At 75.9% G+C, this 14,855-nt stretch carries 17 protein-coding genes; 9 read left to right on the top strand and 8 right to left on the bottom strand.

The genetic code is table 11. From position 1 onward, the window contains the following. The first annotated feature begins 149 nt into the window (after window positions 1-149). On the top strand, window positions 150-1,325 hold the full coding sequence (locus BMZ33_RS21735; RefSeq protein ID WP_091116559.1) for an NADH:flavin oxidoreductase/NADH oxidase: 1,176 nt from the start codon (window positions 150-152) through the stop codon (window positions 1,323-1,325). Beyond that, window positions 1,322-1,744: a hypothetical protein gene (locus BMZ33_RS21730; protein ID WP_091116555.1), complete on the top strand. Its 423-nt coding sequence runs from the start codon at window positions 1,322-1,324 to the stop codon at window positions 1,742-1,744. Before BMZ33_RS21735 ends, BMZ33_RS21730 begins: the two co-directional genes overlap by 4 nt. Here BMZ33_RS21730 and BMZ33_RS21725 read toward each other — a convergent pair. Together BMZ33_RS21725 and BMZ33_RS21720 are read right to left on the bottom strand one after the other, a co-directional pair. Continuing rightward, on the bottom strand, window positions 1,720-2,253 hold the full coding sequence (locus BMZ33_RS21725; protein WP_091116552.1) for an SRPBCC domain-containing protein: 534 nt from the start codon (window positions 2,251-2,253) through the stop codon (window positions 1,720-1,722). The genes BMZ33_RS21730 and BMZ33_RS21725 overlap by 25 nt on opposite strands. Next, a complete protein-coding gene (locus BMZ33_RS21720) occupies window positions 2,250-2,591 on the bottom strand; it encodes an ArsR/SmtB family transcription factor (RefSeq protein ID WP_091116549.1) in 342 nt (113 codons plus the stop codon). Before BMZ33_RS21720 ends, BMZ33_RS21725 begins: the two co-directional genes overlap by 4 nt. Window positions 2,592-2,664: 73 nt before the next feature. Here BMZ33_RS21720 and BMZ33_RS21715 point away from each other — a divergent pair, with 73 nt between their 5' ends. Both BMZ33_RS21715 and BMZ33_RS21710 read left to right on the top strand, forming a co-directional pair. Beyond that, entirely contained in the window at window positions 2,665-2,910 is a 246-nt protein-coding gene (locus tag BMZ33_RS21715) for a hypothetical protein (RefSeq protein WP_091116545.1), read from the top strand. A 75-nt stretch (window positions 2,911-2,985) separates the two neighbouring features. Beyond that, window positions 2,986-3,228: an acyl carrier protein gene (locus tag BMZ33_RS21710; RefSeq protein WP_091116541.1), complete on the top strand. Its 243-nt coding sequence runs from the start codon at window positions 2,986-2,988 to the stop codon at window positions 3,226-3,228. Between the two features lie 68 nt (window positions 3,229-3,296). Here the strand turns inward: BMZ33_RS21710 and BMZ33_RS21705 are convergent, their stop codons facing one another. The 4 genes from BMZ33_RS21705 to BMZ33_RS21690 all read right to left on the bottom strand — a co-directional run bounded on the left by BMZ33_RS21705 (window position 3,297) and on the right by BMZ33_RS21690 (window position 6,230). Continuing rightward, window positions 3,297-3,950 carry a DsbA family oxidoreductase gene (locus tag BMZ33_RS21705; RefSeq protein ID WP_091116537.1) on the bottom strand — a complete coding sequence of 218 codons (654 nt, stop codon included), beginning with the start codon at window positions 3,948-3,950 and terminating at the stop codon, window positions 3,297-3,299. 8 nt (window positions 3,951-3,958) lie between these two features. Beyond that, complete coding sequence (locus BMZ33_RS21700; protein ID WP_091116533.1) at window positions 3,959-4,984, bottom strand: cation diffusion facilitator family transporter; 1,026 nt, start codon at window positions 4,982-4,984, stop codon at window positions 3,959-3,961. Window positions 4,985-5,033: 49 nt separating this feature from the next. After that, complete coding sequence (locus tag BMZ33_RS21695) at window positions 5,034-5,411, bottom strand: FKBP-type peptidyl-prolyl cis-trans isomerase (protein ID WP_091116529.1); 378 nt, start codon at window positions 5,409-5,411, stop codon at window positions 5,034-5,036. Window positions 5,412-5,483: 72 nt separating this feature from the next. Next, on the bottom strand, window positions 5,484-6,230 hold the full coding sequence (locus tag BMZ33_RS21690; RefSeq protein ID WP_169064693.1) for an SDR family oxidoreductase: 747 nt from the start codon (window positions 6,228-6,230) through the stop codon (window positions 5,484-5,486). A 57-nt stretch (window positions 6,231-6,287) separates the two neighbouring features. Here BMZ33_RS21690 and BMZ33_RS21685 point away from each other — a divergent pair, with 57 nt between their 5' ends. Further along, a complete protein-coding gene (locus BMZ33_RS21685; protein WP_091116522.1) occupies window positions 6,288-7,994 on the top strand; it encodes a glycoside hydrolase family 13 protein in 1,707 nt (568 codons plus the stop codon). Here BMZ33_RS21685 and BMZ33_RS21680 read toward each other — a convergent pair whose 3' ends face one another. Further along, window positions 7,995-9,275, bottom strand: coding sequence for an MFS transporter (locus BMZ33_RS21680; RefSeq protein WP_091116518.1), 1,281 nt, complete (start codon window positions 9,273-9,275; stop codon window positions 7,995-7,997). A gap of 126 nt (window positions 9,276-9,401) precedes the next feature. Here BMZ33_RS21680 and BMZ33_RS21675 point away from each other — a divergent pair, with 126 nt between their 5' ends. From BMZ33_RS21675 to BMZ33_RS21660, 4 genes are all read left to right on the top strand, one after another. Further along, window positions 9,402-10,643 (top strand): MFS transporter, encoded by a 1,242-nt coding sequence (locus BMZ33_RS21675; RefSeq protein ID WP_169064692.1) that lies wholly within the window; start codon window positions 9,402-9,404, stop codon window positions 10,641-10,643. Between the two features lie 257 nt (window positions 10,644-10,900). Further along, window positions 10,901-11,701: a DeoR/GlpR family DNA-binding transcription regulator gene (locus tag BMZ33_RS21670; protein ID WP_091116515.1), complete on the top strand. Its 801-nt coding sequence runs from the start codon at window positions 10,901-10,903 to the stop codon at window positions 11,699-11,701. Beyond that, window positions 11,698-12,069 carry a DUF4406 domain-containing protein gene (locus BMZ33_RS21665; RefSeq protein ID WP_091116511.1) on the top strand — a complete coding sequence of 124 codons (372 nt, stop codon included), beginning with the start codon at window positions 11,698-11,700 and terminating at the stop codon, window positions 12,067-12,069. The genes BMZ33_RS21670 and BMZ33_RS21665 overlap by 4 nt, the downstream gene beginning before the upstream one ends. Next, window positions 12,066-12,770, top strand: a complete 705-nt coding sequence (locus tag BMZ33_RS21660; protein WP_091116506.1) for an NUDIX domain-containing protein — start codon at window positions 12,066-12,068, stop codon at window positions 12,768-12,770. The genes BMZ33_RS21665 and BMZ33_RS21660 overlap by 4 nt, the downstream gene beginning before the upstream one ends. On the opposite strand, the gene BMZ33_RS21655 is transcribed toward BMZ33_RS21660, so the two are convergent. Then, window positions 12,720-14,699 carry an acetoacetate--CoA ligase gene (locus BMZ33_RS21655; protein WP_169064691.1) on the bottom strand — a complete coding sequence of 660 codons (1,980 nt, stop codon included), beginning with the start codon at window positions 14,697-14,699 and terminating at the stop codon, window positions 12,720-12,722. The two genes, BMZ33_RS21660 and BMZ33_RS21655, sit on opposite strands and share 51 nt — an antisense overlap. Window positions 14,700-14,855 lie beyond the last annotated feature (156 nt).

Genomic DNA, 14,855 nt, shown 5'->3' with positions numbered 1-14,855 from the left:
TTGCAGTCCCGATCCTGCTCTTCGCTCAAGCCAGACACCCACGCCCACCGCGGCCACCAACCTAGTCCGGAGCGGCACTGGACATAGAGGCCCACGCGTGTCGTCGTCACCCGGAAGACGCCTGGCCCGGGCGGTGTTGAGCCCCTGACGTGACCAGTTCCACACCCGAGACGCCCGCCCTGCTGACCCCGCTGACCGTGCGCGGGGTGACCGTGCCCAACCGGCTGGTGGTCGCCCCGATGTGCCAGTACTCCGTCGCCGACGGCCTGGTCGGTGACTACCACCTGGTGCACCTGGGCCGCTTCGCCCTGGGCGGCTTCGGCCTGGTGCTGGTCGAGGCGACGGCCGTGACGCCGGAGGGCCGGATCAGCCACGGGGACGTCGGCCTGTGGTCCGACCGGCACGTGCCCGGCCTGGCCCGGGTCGCTGACTTCCTCCGCGCGCACGGCGCGGTCGCGGGCATCCAGCTGGCCCACGCCGGCGCCAAGGCCAGCAGCCAGCGGCCGTGGGACGGCGGCGCCGCGGTGACCGCGGAGAACGCGCGGCCCGGCGAGGCGCCCTGGCCCACGGTCTCGGCCAGCGCCGTCCCCGCGGGCCCCGGCTGGCCGGTGCCGCACGAGCTGACCGTCGCCGAGCTCGGCGAGGTGCGCGACGCCTTCGTCGCCGCGACCCGGCGGGCGCTGGCCGCCGGCTTCGACGTCGTCGAGGTGCACGCCGCGCACGGCTACCTGCTGCACCAGTTCCTCTCGCCGCTGTCCAACCGGCGCACCGACGGCTACGGCGGCTCGCGCGAGGCGCGCACGCGCTTCCCGCTGGAGGTGGTGGCGGCCGTGCGCGCCGCGTGGCCCGAGGACCGGCCGCTGCTGGTGCGGGTCTCGGCCGTCGACGGCTCCGAGGGCGGGATCACCCTCGAGGACACCGTGGCCTTCTCCGCGGAGCTGCGCGACCGCGGCGTCGACGTCGTGGACGTCTCCGGCGGCGGGCTGGGCGGCTGGCGGCACCCGCTGGGCTACGGCTACCAGGTGCCCTTCGCCGCCCGGCTCCGCGCCGAGGCGGACGTCGCGACGATGGCCGTCGGGCTGATCGTCGACCCGCACCAGGCCGAGGCCGTCGTCGCCGGGGGCCTGGCCGACCTGGTGGCGGTCGCCCGGGAGGCGCAGGAGGACCCGAACTTCGCCGTCCACGCCGCCCGGGAGCTCACCGGCCGCTACGACGCCTACCCGGTGCAGGCGGGACCGCGGCTGGGCCGGCGGCGGGAGTTCCTCGGCACGCTGGGCCCGTGGACGGGGCCGGGCCCGGTGCAGGTCGCCGAGCGCGCCCGGTGACCGGCCGCCGGGCGCTCCTCGCCGTCGCCGGCGTCCAGCTCGCCGCCGGCCTGGCCGGTCAGGTCCTGGCGCTGCGCCGGCGACGGGCCTTCGACACCCCGCTGCTGGCCGGCGACCCGGCGCGGGTGGGCCGGGACGCGTGGTGGGCCGGGACGGCGCTCGGCCCGCCGGCCTGGACCCTCGCCGTCCACGCGGGGGCCCTGGCCCGGCTGGCCGCGCGCCCGGACCGGCGCGCCGCCGCGGTGCTCGGGTGGGTGGGTGCCGCCCTGGTGCCCGGCTACCTGCAGGAGCGGCTGGTGCGGCAGCGGCTGGCCTCCCCCGCCGACGCACCCGGGGAGGCCGCGGTGGCCGCCGCCGGGCTGGTGGCCGCGGGGGCGATGGCCGTGCTGGGCGCTCAGGCGTCGGGCGCGCGACCGTAGTCGGGGCCGGCCGCGGCGAGGAAGGCGTCCCAGTCGGCGGGGACCGGTCGCCCGCCGACCTCGGCGTCGAGCTTGTCGAGGTACCAGTGCCAGCCGAGGGCGAAGTCGGTGACGTCGGTGCCGGCGGGGAACACCTGGACGAAGTGCAGGGTGGTGCGGCCGCTCTCCACCGTGAGGTCGAGCTCGACCCGCCAGCCCTCCGCCCCGGCCTGCACCCACTCGACGACCAGCCGGCGCGGCGGGTCGCACTCGACGATCGTCACCTCCTCGCTCGCCGGCTCGGACTCGTGGGTCATGGTGAACGAGCCGCGGCCGCCGGGGGCCCGCTCGCCCTCGTAGGTGCCGATCCAGCGGGGCAGCCGGTCGGGTCCGGTGAGCGCGGCCCAGACCTCGTCGGGACCGTCGGGCCAGGAGCGGCGGAACTCCAGGCGCTGGCGGCCGTCGGGGAGCGCGCTGACGGCGCCGCGACGGTCGGTCGGGGCCGCGGCGGGGGTCTGCTGGTCGGTCACGGGGCGTCTCCGTCCGTCGGGGTGTGCACCCGGGCCCGGCGGCCGCGGGCGATCTCGGTGTCCAGCGCGTCGAGCCGCTGCGCCCACAGGTCGCGGTAGGGCTCGAGCCACTCGTCGAGCTCCCGCAGCGGCCGCGGGTCGAGCGCGTAGAGCCGCCGGCGTCCCTCGACCCGGCTGCGGACCAGCCCGGCCTCGCGCAGCACGCGCAGGTGCCGGCTGACCGCCGGGCGGCTCACCGGGAACCGGCCGGCGAGCTCACCGGCGGCGAGCTCGCCCTGCGCCAGCAGGGCGAGCAGCTCCCTCCGGGTCGGGTCGGCGAGAGCCGCGAGCGCCTCCACGGTGCATGCGTAACACAGCGGTTACGCGTGCGCCAGCGGTTCGCCGCCGGTCGAGGCGGGCACCCGGGAGCGCATGACCGTCACCGACCCCGACGTCCCGGACCCGCTCAACGACCCCCGGACGACGCAGGCCGACCCCGGCGCCTACGGCGAGGGCGCCGACCTCGCCTCGGCCGGCGACGACCCGGCGTCCAGCGGCGAGGACGAACTGGCCGCCGACGACGCGGACACCACGGCCGGGCAGACCCTCGCCGACGACGCCGGCGGCGGGGACGTCACCGGCGGGGCGTTCGCGGAGGCACCGCCGGACCCGCGGTGACGGACCGGTCCGGTTTCGGACGTCGGGCGCGGGGAACCTGCTGCTTCGCCCACCCCCGTCGACCAGGAGGTTCCCATGGCCACCGGTGAGACCGGCTTCGAGGACGTCACCTTCGACCTCATCTCCGTGCAATACCACTCGCTGAAGGCCGGGCACGACTACGGCCAGTACGTGCGGGACGCCGAGAACGCGGGCCTCGACGACATCGCCGCGTTCTTCCGCGAGGTGATGGAGCAGGACTCCGCGCGCGCCCGCCGCTGCCACGAGTTCCTGCGGACCATCTCCGGCACCGAGCAGGGCGGCCCGGCGACGCAGTAGCCCGGGACATCCGGAGGGCCCCCACCCGTCCCGGGTGGGGGCCCTCTGGCGTCTCGGGCGCCGGCGTCTCAGGCGCTGGTGACCGGGGCGCGTTCGGCCCAGGCACGCTCCAGCAGCTGGAGCAGCAGGTCGGCGGGCTGGGCGCCGGCGGCGCCGTAGCGGCGGTCGACGACGAAGAACGGGACGCCGGTGGCGCCGAGCGCCTGCGCGGTGCGGGCGTCGTCGAGGACGGCGGCGCGGTACCGGTGGTCGGCCAGCGCCGCACGCACCTCGGCCTCGTCCAGGCCCACCTCCACGGCCAGCGCGGCGAGGGAGTCGACGTCGAAGACCGAGCGGGACTCCTCGAAGTACGCGTGGAACAGCCGCTCCTCGGCCGCACCCTGCAGGCCGTGCTCGGCGGCGAGGTGGACGAGCTCGTGGGCGAGCAGCGTGTTGCCGCTGACGCCGTCCGCGAGGGAGTACTCCAGACCCTCGCCGGCGGCGGTCTCCTCGACGTGCCGCATCATCGCCCGCACCTCCTCGACCGGGCGGCCGTACTTCGCGGCCAGGGCGGGCAGCGTCGGGTGCGTCTCGCCCTCCGGGACCGACGGGTCGAGCTGGTAGGACCGCCAGACCACCTCGACCTCGTCGCGGTGCGGGAACCGCTCGAGCGCGGTCTCCAGCCGGCGCTTGCCGATGTAGCACCACGGACAGACGACGTCGGACCAGACCTCGATGCGCACGGAACCGCTCAACCGCGCCCCGGGCCCGGTTCTTCCGGCCGGTGCACCTCCGCGCGGGCCCGGCCGTCGCCCGGCGTCGGGTCGAGGAAGACGTAGCGGACGCCGCTGTGCCGGGCCACCAGCCGCCGCTCGGCCTCGTCGGAGGCGCGCTCGACGTCGGCGACCGTCGCGTCGTCGGCGAAGTCGACCTTGGCCGAGACGATGAGCTGGCCCGGGCCGATGACCGAGGTCATGAGCACCGGGACGTCGACGACCTGCTCGAGCGCGGCGATCTCGGCGCGCAGCCCGTCCTCGACGGCCCGCGGCACCGACCGGCCGATGAGCAGGGAGACGTTGGCGCGGGCGAGGGCGCCGGCGACGACCAGCAGCAGCACGCCGATGAGGACCGCGGCCAGGCCGTCCCACACGGGGTCGCCCGTCACCTGCTCGAGGAACAGGCCCAGCGCGGCGAGCACCAGGCCGACCAGGGCGGCGCTGTCCTCGAAGGTCACCGCCTTGACCGTGGTGTCGCTGGTCTCGGCGAGGTAGCGGCGCCACGTCGTCCCCCACCGGCGGGCCGAGCCGCGCACCTGCCGCACGGCCTTGAGCCAGGACGCGCCCTCGAGGAGGAAGGAGACGCCGAGGACGACGTAGGCGACGAGCGGGTCGCCCTGCTCCTCGCCCTCGATGATCGTCTCGACGCCCTGGTAGAAGGAGAAGCCGGCGCCGAGGGTGAAGGTGGCCAGGCAGGCCAGCAGCGCCCAGAAGTAGGTCTCCCGCCCGTAGCCGACCGGGTGGCGGGCGTCGGGGGCCCTCGTGCCGCGCTTGAGCGCGACGAACAGCAGGACCTCGGTGATGGTGTCGGCCACCGAGTGCGCGGCCTCGGACAGCATCGCCGAGGAGTGGCTGATCAGGCCGCCGACGAGCTTGGCGATCGCGATGCCGAGGTTGGCCAGCCCGGCGACGACGACGGTGGCGGTCGACTCACCGCCCGAGTCGCCGGCGCCCGCCTCCTCGGCCAGCGCGTGCGTGCGGGTGGGCACGGGCTCGGTCATGGCCGCACCCGTGCCCCGTCGTTGCCCGGTGCAACCACCGGGCCGCGGGTCAGCGGATGCCGACGAGGTCGACGACGAAGACCAGGGTGGCGCCGGGCGCGATCACGCCGCCGGCACCGCGGTCGCCGTAGGCCTTGTGCGGCGGGATGGTCAGCCGGCGGCGGCCGCCGACCCGCATCCCCTGCATGCCCTCGTCCCAGCCCTGGATGACCATGCCGACGCCCAGGCGGAACTCCAGCGGGTCGCCCCGGTCCCAGGAGGCGTCGAACTGCTCGCCGCCGTCGTGGGTGACGCCGACGTAGTGGGCGCTCACCAGGTCGCCGGCCTTGGCCTCGGGGCCGTCGCCGACGGTGATGTCCTCGATCACCAGGTCGTCGGGCGCGGGGCCGGTCGGCGGCTCGACGTCGGGGCGGCTGGGCTGGGACATCGGTGCTCCTCGGGTCGGTGCCGGGTGGTCCCGACGGTCCCGCACATCCAAACAGCGCTCCGGCCGCCCCGCTCAGCGGCCCCCGGCGACGTCGAGCAGGCTGCCGGTGCAGTAGCCGGACTCCTCGCCGAGCAGCCACAGCACCGCGGCCGCCACCTCCCCGGGCCGCCCTGCGCGGCCCATCGGCACCGACGGCGCGATGCGGGCGACCCGGTCGGGCTGGCCGCCGCTGGCGTGGATGTCGGTCTCGACGATGCCGGGGCGCACCACGTTGACCCGCACGCCCTCCCCGGCCACCTCGCGGGCCAGGCCGGTCCCGAGGGTGTCGACGGCGCCCTTGCTGGCGGCGTAGTCGACGTACTCCCCCGGTGAGCCGAGCCGGCTGGCCGCCGAGGACACCAGCACGATCGACCCGCCGGTCCCGCCGTGCCGGGTGGACATCCGCCGCACCGCCTCGCGGCAGCACAGGACGGCGCCGAGCACGTTGACGGCCAGCACCCGCCGCACCCGCTCGGCGGTGAGCTCGTCGACCCGCGCCCGCGGGGCGACGATGCCGGCGTTGGCGACCAGGCCGGTCAGCGGGCCGAGCGTCTCGGCGGCGGCGAACGCGGCGAGGACGTCGTCCTCCTCAGCGACGTCGGCCCGGACGGCGAGCCCGGGGCGCCCGGCGGCCTCGACGTCGGCGACGACGGCGGCCGCCGCGGCCTCGTCGTCGCGGTAGGTGAGGGCGACCGACCAGCCCGCGGCCGCGGCGGCGCGCGCGGTGGCCGCGCCGATGCCGCGGCTCCCGCCGGTCACGAGCAGCACACCGGGAGGCACGGTCGGCGACCGTAGCGCGCGGGTGCGGACGGGGGTGCGACGTGCTGGGCTGGAGCCGTGCCCGACCAGCCGCCGTGGTGGACCCGCGCCGTCGTCTACCAGGTCTACCCGCGCTCGTTCTCCGACTCCGACGGCGACGGGATCGGCGACCTCGGCGGGATCCTGCAGCGGGTCGACCACCTCGCCGACCTCGGCGTCGACGTCGTCTGGCTCTCGCCGGTCTACCCCTCGCCGCAGGCCGACAACGGCTACGACATCAGCGACTACCAGGGCGTCGACCCGCTGTTCGGCACGCTGGACCAGCTCGACGAGCTGGTCGCCGCGCTGCACGGGCGCGGGATCCGGCTGCTCATGGACCTGGTGGTCAACCACACCAGCGACGAGCACCCGTGGTTCGCCGAGAGCCGCTCGTCGAAGGACTCCCCCAAGCGCGACTGGTACTGGTGGCGGCCGCCGCGCACCGGGATGGCCGCGGGGCAGCCCGGCGCGGAGCCGACCAACTGGCACTCGTTCTTCTCCGGCCCCACGTGGGAGCTCGACGAGGCCAGCGGCGAGTACTACCTGCACCTGTTCGCCCGCAAGCAGCCCGACCTCAACTGGGAGAACCCGCAGGTCCGGCAGGCGGTCTACGCGATGATGCGCTGGTGGCTCGACCGCGGGGTCGACGGCTTCCGCATGGACGTCATCAACATGATCAGCAAGGACGTCGCACCGGACGGCGCGCTGCCCGACGGCCCGCAGCTGCCCGGCCTGCCCTACGGCGACGGGACGCCGCACTTCCTCAACGGCCCGCGCATCCACGAGTACCTGCAGGAGATGCACCGCGAGGTGTTCGCCGGCCACTCCGAACCGCTGCTGCTGGTCGGGGAGATGCCCGGCGTGACGATCGAGCAGGCGCGGCTCTACACCGACCCGGCGCGGGCCGAGGTGGACATGGTGTTCCAGTTCGAGCACGTCCAGCTCGACTTCGACGGCGACAAGTGGAACCCGCGGCCGCTGCGGATGCGCGACCTCAAGGCCTCGCTCGGCCGCTGGCAGGCCGGGCTGGCCGAGGTGGGGTGGAACTCCCTCTACTGGGACAACCACGACCAGCCGCGGGCGGTGTCCCGCTTCGGCGACGACTCGCCCCGCCACCGCCGCGACTCGGCGACGTGCCTGGCCACCCTGCTGCACCTGCACCGCGGGACGCCCTACGTCTACCAGGGCGAGGAGCTCGGGATGGCCAACTACCCGTTCACCGCGCTGGAGGAGTTCCGCGACGTCGAGTCGCTCAACCACCACGTGCAGGCGGTGTCGCACGGCGCCGACCCCGCCGACGTGCTCGCCGCGATGCGCCGGATGAGCCGGGACAACGCCCGCACGCCGGTGCAGTGGGACGCCTCACCGCACGCCGGGTTCACCACCGGGACGCCGTGGATCGCGGTCAACCCCGACCACGTCGAGTGGAACGCGCAGGCCCAGCGCCCGGACCCGGACTCGGTGTTCGCCCACCACAGGCGGCTGATCGCGCTGCGGCACGAGGACCCGGTGGTGGCGCTCGGCGACTTCACCATGCTGCTGGCCGGGCACGACGAGGTGTACGCCTTCACCCGCTCCCTCGACGGCGACACGCTGCTCGTCGTCTGCAACCTGAGCGCGACGCCGCAGCCGCTGGCCGAGCTGCTGCCCGAGGCCGTGACCGCGGAGGTCGTCCTCGGCAACCTGCCCGAGGACGACCCCGCGGTCCTGCGCCCGTGGGAGGCGCGGGTGCTGCGCCTCCCGTGATCACACGACCCTGACGGCCTCGGCGGGCTCCTCGTCGGGGAGGACGTCGAGCGGGTGGGCCAGCTCGTCGGCCGGCAGCCGCCAGGCCAGGACGGCGAGCACCGCGAGGACCGGCGGCACCAGCCCGGCGAGCAGGAAGGTGCCGGTCAGGCCCACCGACTGGCTGACCGGGCCGGCCAGCGCCATCGACAGCGGCATGAACGCCAGCGAGACGAAGAAGTCGAGGCTCGACACCCGGCCCAGCAGCGCCGGCGGCACCCGCCGCTGCAGCAGCGTGCCCCAGATGACGGTGCCCGCCTCGAACGCCGCTCCGAGCAGCGCGGCCGCCGCGATCATCGGCCACAGCTGCGACGTCGCCCCGAACACGACCAGCGGGACGCAGCCGGCACCCCAGAGCAGGTTCATGACCGTCAGGTAGCGGCGCGGCAGCCGCAGCGAGGCGACGACGGCCGAGCCGACCGCACCGCCGATGCCGAACGCGGCCAGCACCCAGGCGTGCTCGGCGGGCCCGCCGCCCGCCCGGTCGCGCACGGCGAAGGGGACCAGGACCTCGAACGGCCCCATGATCATCAGCACCATCAGCGAGGCGAACAGCAGCGTGGCCAGCAGCCACGGCGTCCGGACCATGTAGGACACGCCCTCGCGGACGTCGGTGAGCAGCCCGGGACGCTCGCCCTCGCGGCGGACCGGCAGCGTCGGCAGCGCCGCCACGCACGCGGCCGCGGCGGCCGAGGTCAGCGCCGTCGCCGCCAGCGCGGCGCCGGGCGAGAGGACCGCCACGAGCAGGCCGCCGGCCGCCGGGCCCGCGGCCATCGCGAGCGCCGGGCGGACGACGCCCTCCAGGCCGTTGGCGGCCAGCAGCTCCCCGGGCGGGACGACGCCGGGCACCAGCGCCGAGTAGGCCGGGTAGTACAGCCCCGTCGCGACCCCGCCGGCCAGCGCCGCAGCGGCCAGCGGCCCGAGCGCGAGCGCACCGGCCAGCGACAGCAGCGCGACCGTGCCGACCGCCGCCGTCTGCAGCAGCGCGACGCCGAGCAGGATCCGCCGCTGCGGCACCCGGTCGGCCAGCGCGCCGCCGAGCAGCGTGCTGGCGAGCATCCCGGCGGCCTGCAGGGCGGTGGCCAGCGACAGCGCACCCGGCCCGCCGCCGAGGTCGACGACCTGCCAGACCAGCGCCACGGTCCACAGTCCCTGCGCGAACAGCGACAGGCCCATGGACGAGGCCAGCAGGCGGTAGTCGCGGGACCGCAGGGGCGCGAGTGCGCGCGGCAGCCTGGCCATCTCCCCCTCCGTCGTCGGCGGGCGCACCGTCGCGCCCGGACACCCATGCTCGCGGAGGGGACCGACAGCGGGCACCCGGTTATCGGGAGGAGAGCAAGGACGGTCGGCGGCTAGGGTCCGGCACCCGTGGGGGGACTGGTCGAGACCGTGCTGCCGGCGCGGATGGGGACGCCGTTCCGCTGGCTGGTCGCCTCCTCGTGGGTGAGCAACCTCGGCGACGGCGTCGCGGTCGCGGCCGGGCCCCTCCTCGTGGCGAGCCTGACCACCGACCCGCTGGTCGTGGCGCTGGCGGCGCTGCTGCAGCAGCTGCCGTGGCTGCTGTTCGGCCTGCACGCCGGCGTGCTCGCCGACCGGGTGGACCGCCGCGCGCTGGTGGTCGCCGTCGACCTGGCCCGGGCCGGCGTGCTCGCCGTGCTGGTCCTCGCGCTGGCCACCGGTGGCGTCGGGATCCCCGCCGTCCTCACCGCGCTGTTCGTGCTGGGGACCGCCGAGGTGTTCGCCGACACCGCGGCCGGGACGCTGCTGCCGATGGTCGTGCCGCGCGCCGACCTCGGCATCGGCAACGCGCGGATGACCGCCGGCACGCTGACGATGAACCAGCTGGCCGGGCCGGCCGTGGGGGGCGTGCTGTTCGTGGCCGGGGCCGCGTGGCCGTTCCTCGCGCAGGCGGTGCTGGTGGCGCTGGGGGCGGTGCTGGTCGCGCGGGTGCGCCTGCCCGCCGTCGAGCGGCCGGCCGGTCGCGCGACGGTCCGCCGCGACGTCGCCGAGGGGCTGCGCTGGACGTGGGGTCACCCCGCCGTCCGCACGCTGACGCTCACCATCGTGCTGTTCAACGTCACCTACGGGGCGGCGTGGTCGGTGCTGGTGCTCTACGCCGACCAGCGGCTGGGCCTGGGTGCGGCGGGGTTCGGCCTGCTCACGACCGTGGTCGCCGTCGGCGGGATGGTGGGGACGGCGTCCTACGACTGGCTCGAGCGGCACGTCGGGCTGGCGCACCTGATGCGGGTCGGGCTGGTGATCGAGACGCTGACCCACCTCGGGCTCGCGCTCACCCGCACACCGTGGGTGGCGATGGCGGTGCTGGCCGTCTTCGGCGCCCACGCGTTCGTGTGGGGGACGACGTCGCGCACGGTGCGGATGCGCGCCGTCCCGGCCGGCCTGCAGGGGCGGGTGGGCAGCCTCTACGCGATGGGGGTGTTCGGCGGCATCCTGGTCGGCCAGGCCCTCGGCGGGGTCATCGCGCGCGTCTGGGGCGTGACCGGCCCGTTCTGGTTCGCCTTCGCCGGCTCCGCGCTGCTGGTGGCGGTCATGTGGCGCGCGCTCGGGCACGTGGCCCACGCCGACGACGCAACCCTGGCGGCCACCTGAGGTCCTCTCCCGCTCGGTCGTGCTCTGCCCACGACCGTGGGCAGAGCACGACCGTGGGCAGAGCACGACCGTCCGCAGGAGCACTGGGTGAGGGGCGGGCGCGGCAGCAGGCGGTCGCTGACGATCCGCTTCTGGATCTCGCTGGTGCTCTCGAAGATCGTCGTCAGCCGGGCGCCGCGCCCTGCGGGCACCGCACGGCACGCTCCGACCTCACAAGCACTTCACAGATCTAACGGAGACGTGGTAGCAATGTCCCCGTGGCCGTCCCCGACCGACTCGACGTGACGCTGCGGCTGGTGCGCAACGCCGGCCGGGCGTCGCTCGCCGACCTGTCCGCGCGGCTGGGCGTCTCGGAGATGACGGTGCGCCGCGACCTCGACGCGCTGCAGGCCCGCGGGCTGGTGGAGCGGGTCCGCGGCGGCGCGGTCGCGGTCGCCGCCCCCGAGAGCGCCGCCGGGTTCGCCGCCCGGGCCGGCTGGCAGGCCGGGGTCAAGGAGCGCATCGGCCGCGCCGCCGCCGCGCGCGTCACCCCGGGCGCCACCGTCCTGCTCGACGCCGGGACGACGACGGTGCACGTCGCCCGCGCGCTCGCCGCCCGCGCGGCCGCCGGCGAGGGACCCTTCACCTGCGCGGCGGTGAGCCTCCCGGTCGCCGACGCGCTGGCCGACCGGCCGGGCATCCGGCTGTTGGTCGTCGGCGGGGAGTCCCGGCCGGGCGAGCGCAGCCTGTCCGGGCCGCTGACCGCCGCGGTGCTCCGCCAGCTCACCGTCGACCTGTTCGTCATGTCGATCGGGGCCGTGGACGCCCGCGCCGGCTGGTCGGAGTTCACCCTCGAGGACGCCGCGGTCAAGCAGGTCGGCCTGCAGCAGGCGCGCGCGAGCCTCGTCGTCGCCGACGCCTCGAAGCTCGGCGTCCGCGCCTTCGCCTCGGTCGCGCCGCTGTCCGCCGTCGGCCGCCTGGTCACCGACGCCGGCGCGCGCGACCCCCAGCTCACCCCCGCGGCGCAGGACACCCTCGCCGCGCTCGACGACGCCGGCGTGGAGGTCGACCTGTCGTGACCCAGCCCCTGTTCGTCCTGGTCGCCGGCCCCTACCGCGGCGGCACCGGCGACGACCCCGAGAAGATCGCGGCCAACCACCGCGCCATCCAGCAGGCCTGCCTCCAGCTGTTCCGCGCCGGCCACCTCGCCGTCAACGGGGAGGACCTCGCGCTCCCCATGGCGGAGCTCGCCGGGTCCACCCGGGTGGGCGACGCCGCCTTCGACGAGGTCTTCCACCCGATGGGCCGCCGGCTGGTGGCCCGCGTCGACGCGGTGCTGCGGCTGCCGGGCGCCTCGGCGGGGTCCGACGAGATGGTGGCGCTGGCCCGGGCCCGCGGCGCGGCGGTCTACACCGGCGTCGACGAGGTCCCGGCGGTGACGCGGTGACCGGCGTCCCGGGGGTCGACGTCCCCGACGCGCGCGGGCGGACCGGGCTCGACCGCGCGGGCCGCGACCTGGCCGGCAACCCCGACGTCGTCGTCCGCGACGTCGAGGTGCTGTCCAGCTCCTGGTACGTCAACCGGCGGACGACGTTCGAGCGGCGCGGCCGGGACGGTGCCTGGCGCACCGAGCAGCGGGAGACCCACGACCGCGGCAACGGCGCGACGGTGCTGCTCCACGACACCGCCCGGCGCACCGTGCTGCTCACCCGGCAGTTCCGCCTCCCCGCCTACGTCAACGGCTCCCCCGACGGGATGCTGGTCGAGACCGCCGCCGGGCTGCTCGACGAGCAGGACGCCGAGTCCGCCGTCCGCCGGGAGGCCGAGGAGGAGCTCGGCGTCGCCGTGGGGGCGCTGACCCGGCTGCCCGACGTGTTCATGAGCCCGGGGTCGGTGACCGAGCGGCTGGCCCTCTTCGCCGGCCCCTACACCCCGGCCGACCGCGTGTCGGCCGGCGGCGGGCTGGCCGAGGAGGGCGAGGACATCGAGGTGCTCGAGCTGCCGTTCGACGAGGCGCTGGCCTGGGTCGACGACGGCCGGATCGCCGACGCGAAGACGATCCTGCTGCTGCAGTGGGCGGCGTTGCGCGGCCCGTTCTCAGCGCGCTCCGCGCTCCCGGGCCAGGGCGGCGTAGTGCTCGACGAGTGACGCGTCGTCGACCGCCCCGGGGTTGACCGCCCTCTCCGGCGCCACGCCCTGGAACAGCCGCTTGAGCGGCACCTCCAGCCGCTTGCCGGTGCGGGTGTGCGGGACGCCGGGGACGACGAGGACCTCGTCGGGCACGTGCCGCGGGCTCGCCTGGCTGCGGATGGCCGCGCGGATCCGGTCGCGCAGCTCGTCGGTGAGCTCGGCGCCCGGTGCGAGCTGCACGAACAACGGCATCCAGTAGCCGCCGTCGCGCTGCTCGACGCCGAGGACGACGCAGTCGAGCACCTCGGGCACCGACTCCACGGCGGCGTAGATGTCGGCGGTGCCCATGCGCACGCCGCCGCGGTTGAGGGTGGAGTCCGACCGGCCGGTGATCAGGCAGGTGCCGCGCTCGGTGACCTCCATCCAGTCGCCGTGGCGCCACACGCCCGGCCACGGCTCGAAGTACGACTCGCGGTAGCGGGTGCCCCCGGGGTCGTTCCAGAAGTACAGCGGCATCGAGGGCATCGGCTCGGTGATCACCAGCTCGCCGAGCTCACCGGTGACCGGCCGGCCCTCCTCGTCCCAGGCGGCCGCGGCGACGCCGAGCATCGGCCGCTGCAGCTCACCGGCGGTCACCGGCAGCAGCAGCGTGCTGCCGATGAACCCGGTGGCGACGTCGGTGCCGCCGGACACCGAGGCGAGGAAGACGTCGGGCGCCACCGCGTCGTAGACCCAGTGGAACGCCGAGGCCGGCAGCGGCGACCCGGTGGACCCGATCGTCCGCAGCGCCGAGAGGTCGTGGGTCTCCCCCGGACGGATCCCGGCCCGCTCGCACGCGGTGAGGTAGCCGGCGCTGGTGCCGAGGTAGGTGATGCCGGTGCGCGCGGCGAGGGCGAACTGCGCGTCGACGGAGGGGTACGCCGGGGCGCCGTCGTGGACCACCACGGTCGCGCCGCGCAGCAGCGCCGAGGTGGCGATGTTCCACATGATCCAGGCGGTGGAGGCGTACCAGTAGAACCGGTCGCCGGGGCCGACGTCGCCGTGCAGGCCCAGCTGCTTGTGCTCCTCGAGGACGACGCCGCCGTGGCCGTGCACGATCCCCTTGGGCAGCCCGGTGGTGCCCGAGGAGTAGACGATCCACAGCGGGTGGTCGAAGGGCAGCGCCTCGAACTCCGGCTCCTGCGCCTCGGCGACCGCCTCCGCCCACGGCAGCGCGCCGTCGGGCACCTCGTCCGGGGACAGCCGGGGGACGGCGATCGTCGTCCGCACGCTGGGCAGCGCCGCGCGCAGCTCGGCGACGACGTCGCGCCGGTCGTACGGCCTGCCGTTGAAGCGGTACCCGTCCACGGCGACCAGCACGGTCGGCTCGATCTGGGCGAACCGGTCGAGGACGGCGCGGGTGCCGAAGTCCGGCGCGCACGACGACCAGACCGCGCCGATGCTCGCCGCCCCCAGGAAGGCCACCACCGCCTCGGGCACGTTGGGCAGGTAGCCCGCGACCCGGTCGCCCCGCTGGACGCCCAGCCGGCGCAGCGTCGCGGCGAACGCGCCGACCTGCCCGCGCAGCTGCGCCCAGGACACCTCGACCGGCTCGGCGTCCTCGGCCACCGCGACCAGTGCGGGGTGCTCGTCGGTGGCGTTGCGCAGCGCCTGCTCGGCGAAGTTGACCGTCGTCCCGGGGAACCACTCGGCGCCGGGCATCTCCCGGCGGGTGAGCACCCGGTCGTCGGGGACGCGCGGGAGCACCCCCGACCACACCGCGACGTCGGCCCAGAACTGGTCGGGGTGCTCGACCGACCAGCGCCAGACCGCGTCGTAGTCGGTCGGGTCGAGGTCGAGCCCGCGGCGGTCGGCCGCCTCCCGGGCGAAGGCGGCCAGCCGGGTGGCCTCCCTCGACTCCGGGGTGGGCTGCCACAGCACCGGGACGGCGGACGGATCAGCGGTCACGGCCGCACCCTGCCACCGCTGCGCCCGGTGCGGCAGCAGGGGGCGGCACGACGCACGGTGACGGGCGGCGGCCGCGTCCCCTCCCATCGGGTGACTCGACCGGACGGTCACGATCCGCTGTCATGGGTAGGCACTGCGTCACCGACGATCGGGGGG

This window comes from Geodermatophilus dictyosporus, assembly GCF_900115505.1.
GTDB lineage: Bacteria > Actinomycetota > Actinomycetes > Mycobacteriales > Geodermatophilaceae > Geodermatophilus > Geodermatophilus dictyosporus.
This window is presented reverse-complemented; position numbering and strand designations above follow the sequence as displayed.

Excerpts from the sequence above, each read along its gene's own strand:
- BMZ33_RS21715 (WP_091116545.1), top strand. The coding sequence starts at position 2,665 with ATGACCGTCACCGACCCCGACGTCCCGGACCCGCTCAACGACCCCCGG.
- BMZ33_RS21680 (WP_091116518.1), bottom strand. The coding sequence starts at position 9,275 with ATGGCCAGGCTGCCGCGCGCACTCGCGCCCCTGCGGTCCCGCGACTAC.
- BMZ33_RS21710 (WP_091116541.1), top strand. The coding sequence starts at position 2,986 with ATGGCCACCGGTGAGACCGGCTTCGAGGACGTCACCTTCGACCTCATC.
- BMZ33_RS21700 (WP_091116533.1), bottom strand. The coding sequence starts at position 4,984 with ATGACCGAGCCCGTGCCCACCCGCACGCACGCGCTGGCCGAGGAGGCG.
- BMZ33_RS21695 (WP_091116529.1), bottom strand. The coding sequence starts at position 5,411 with ATGTCCCAGCCCAGCCGCCCCGACGTCGAGCCGCCGACCGGCCCCGCG.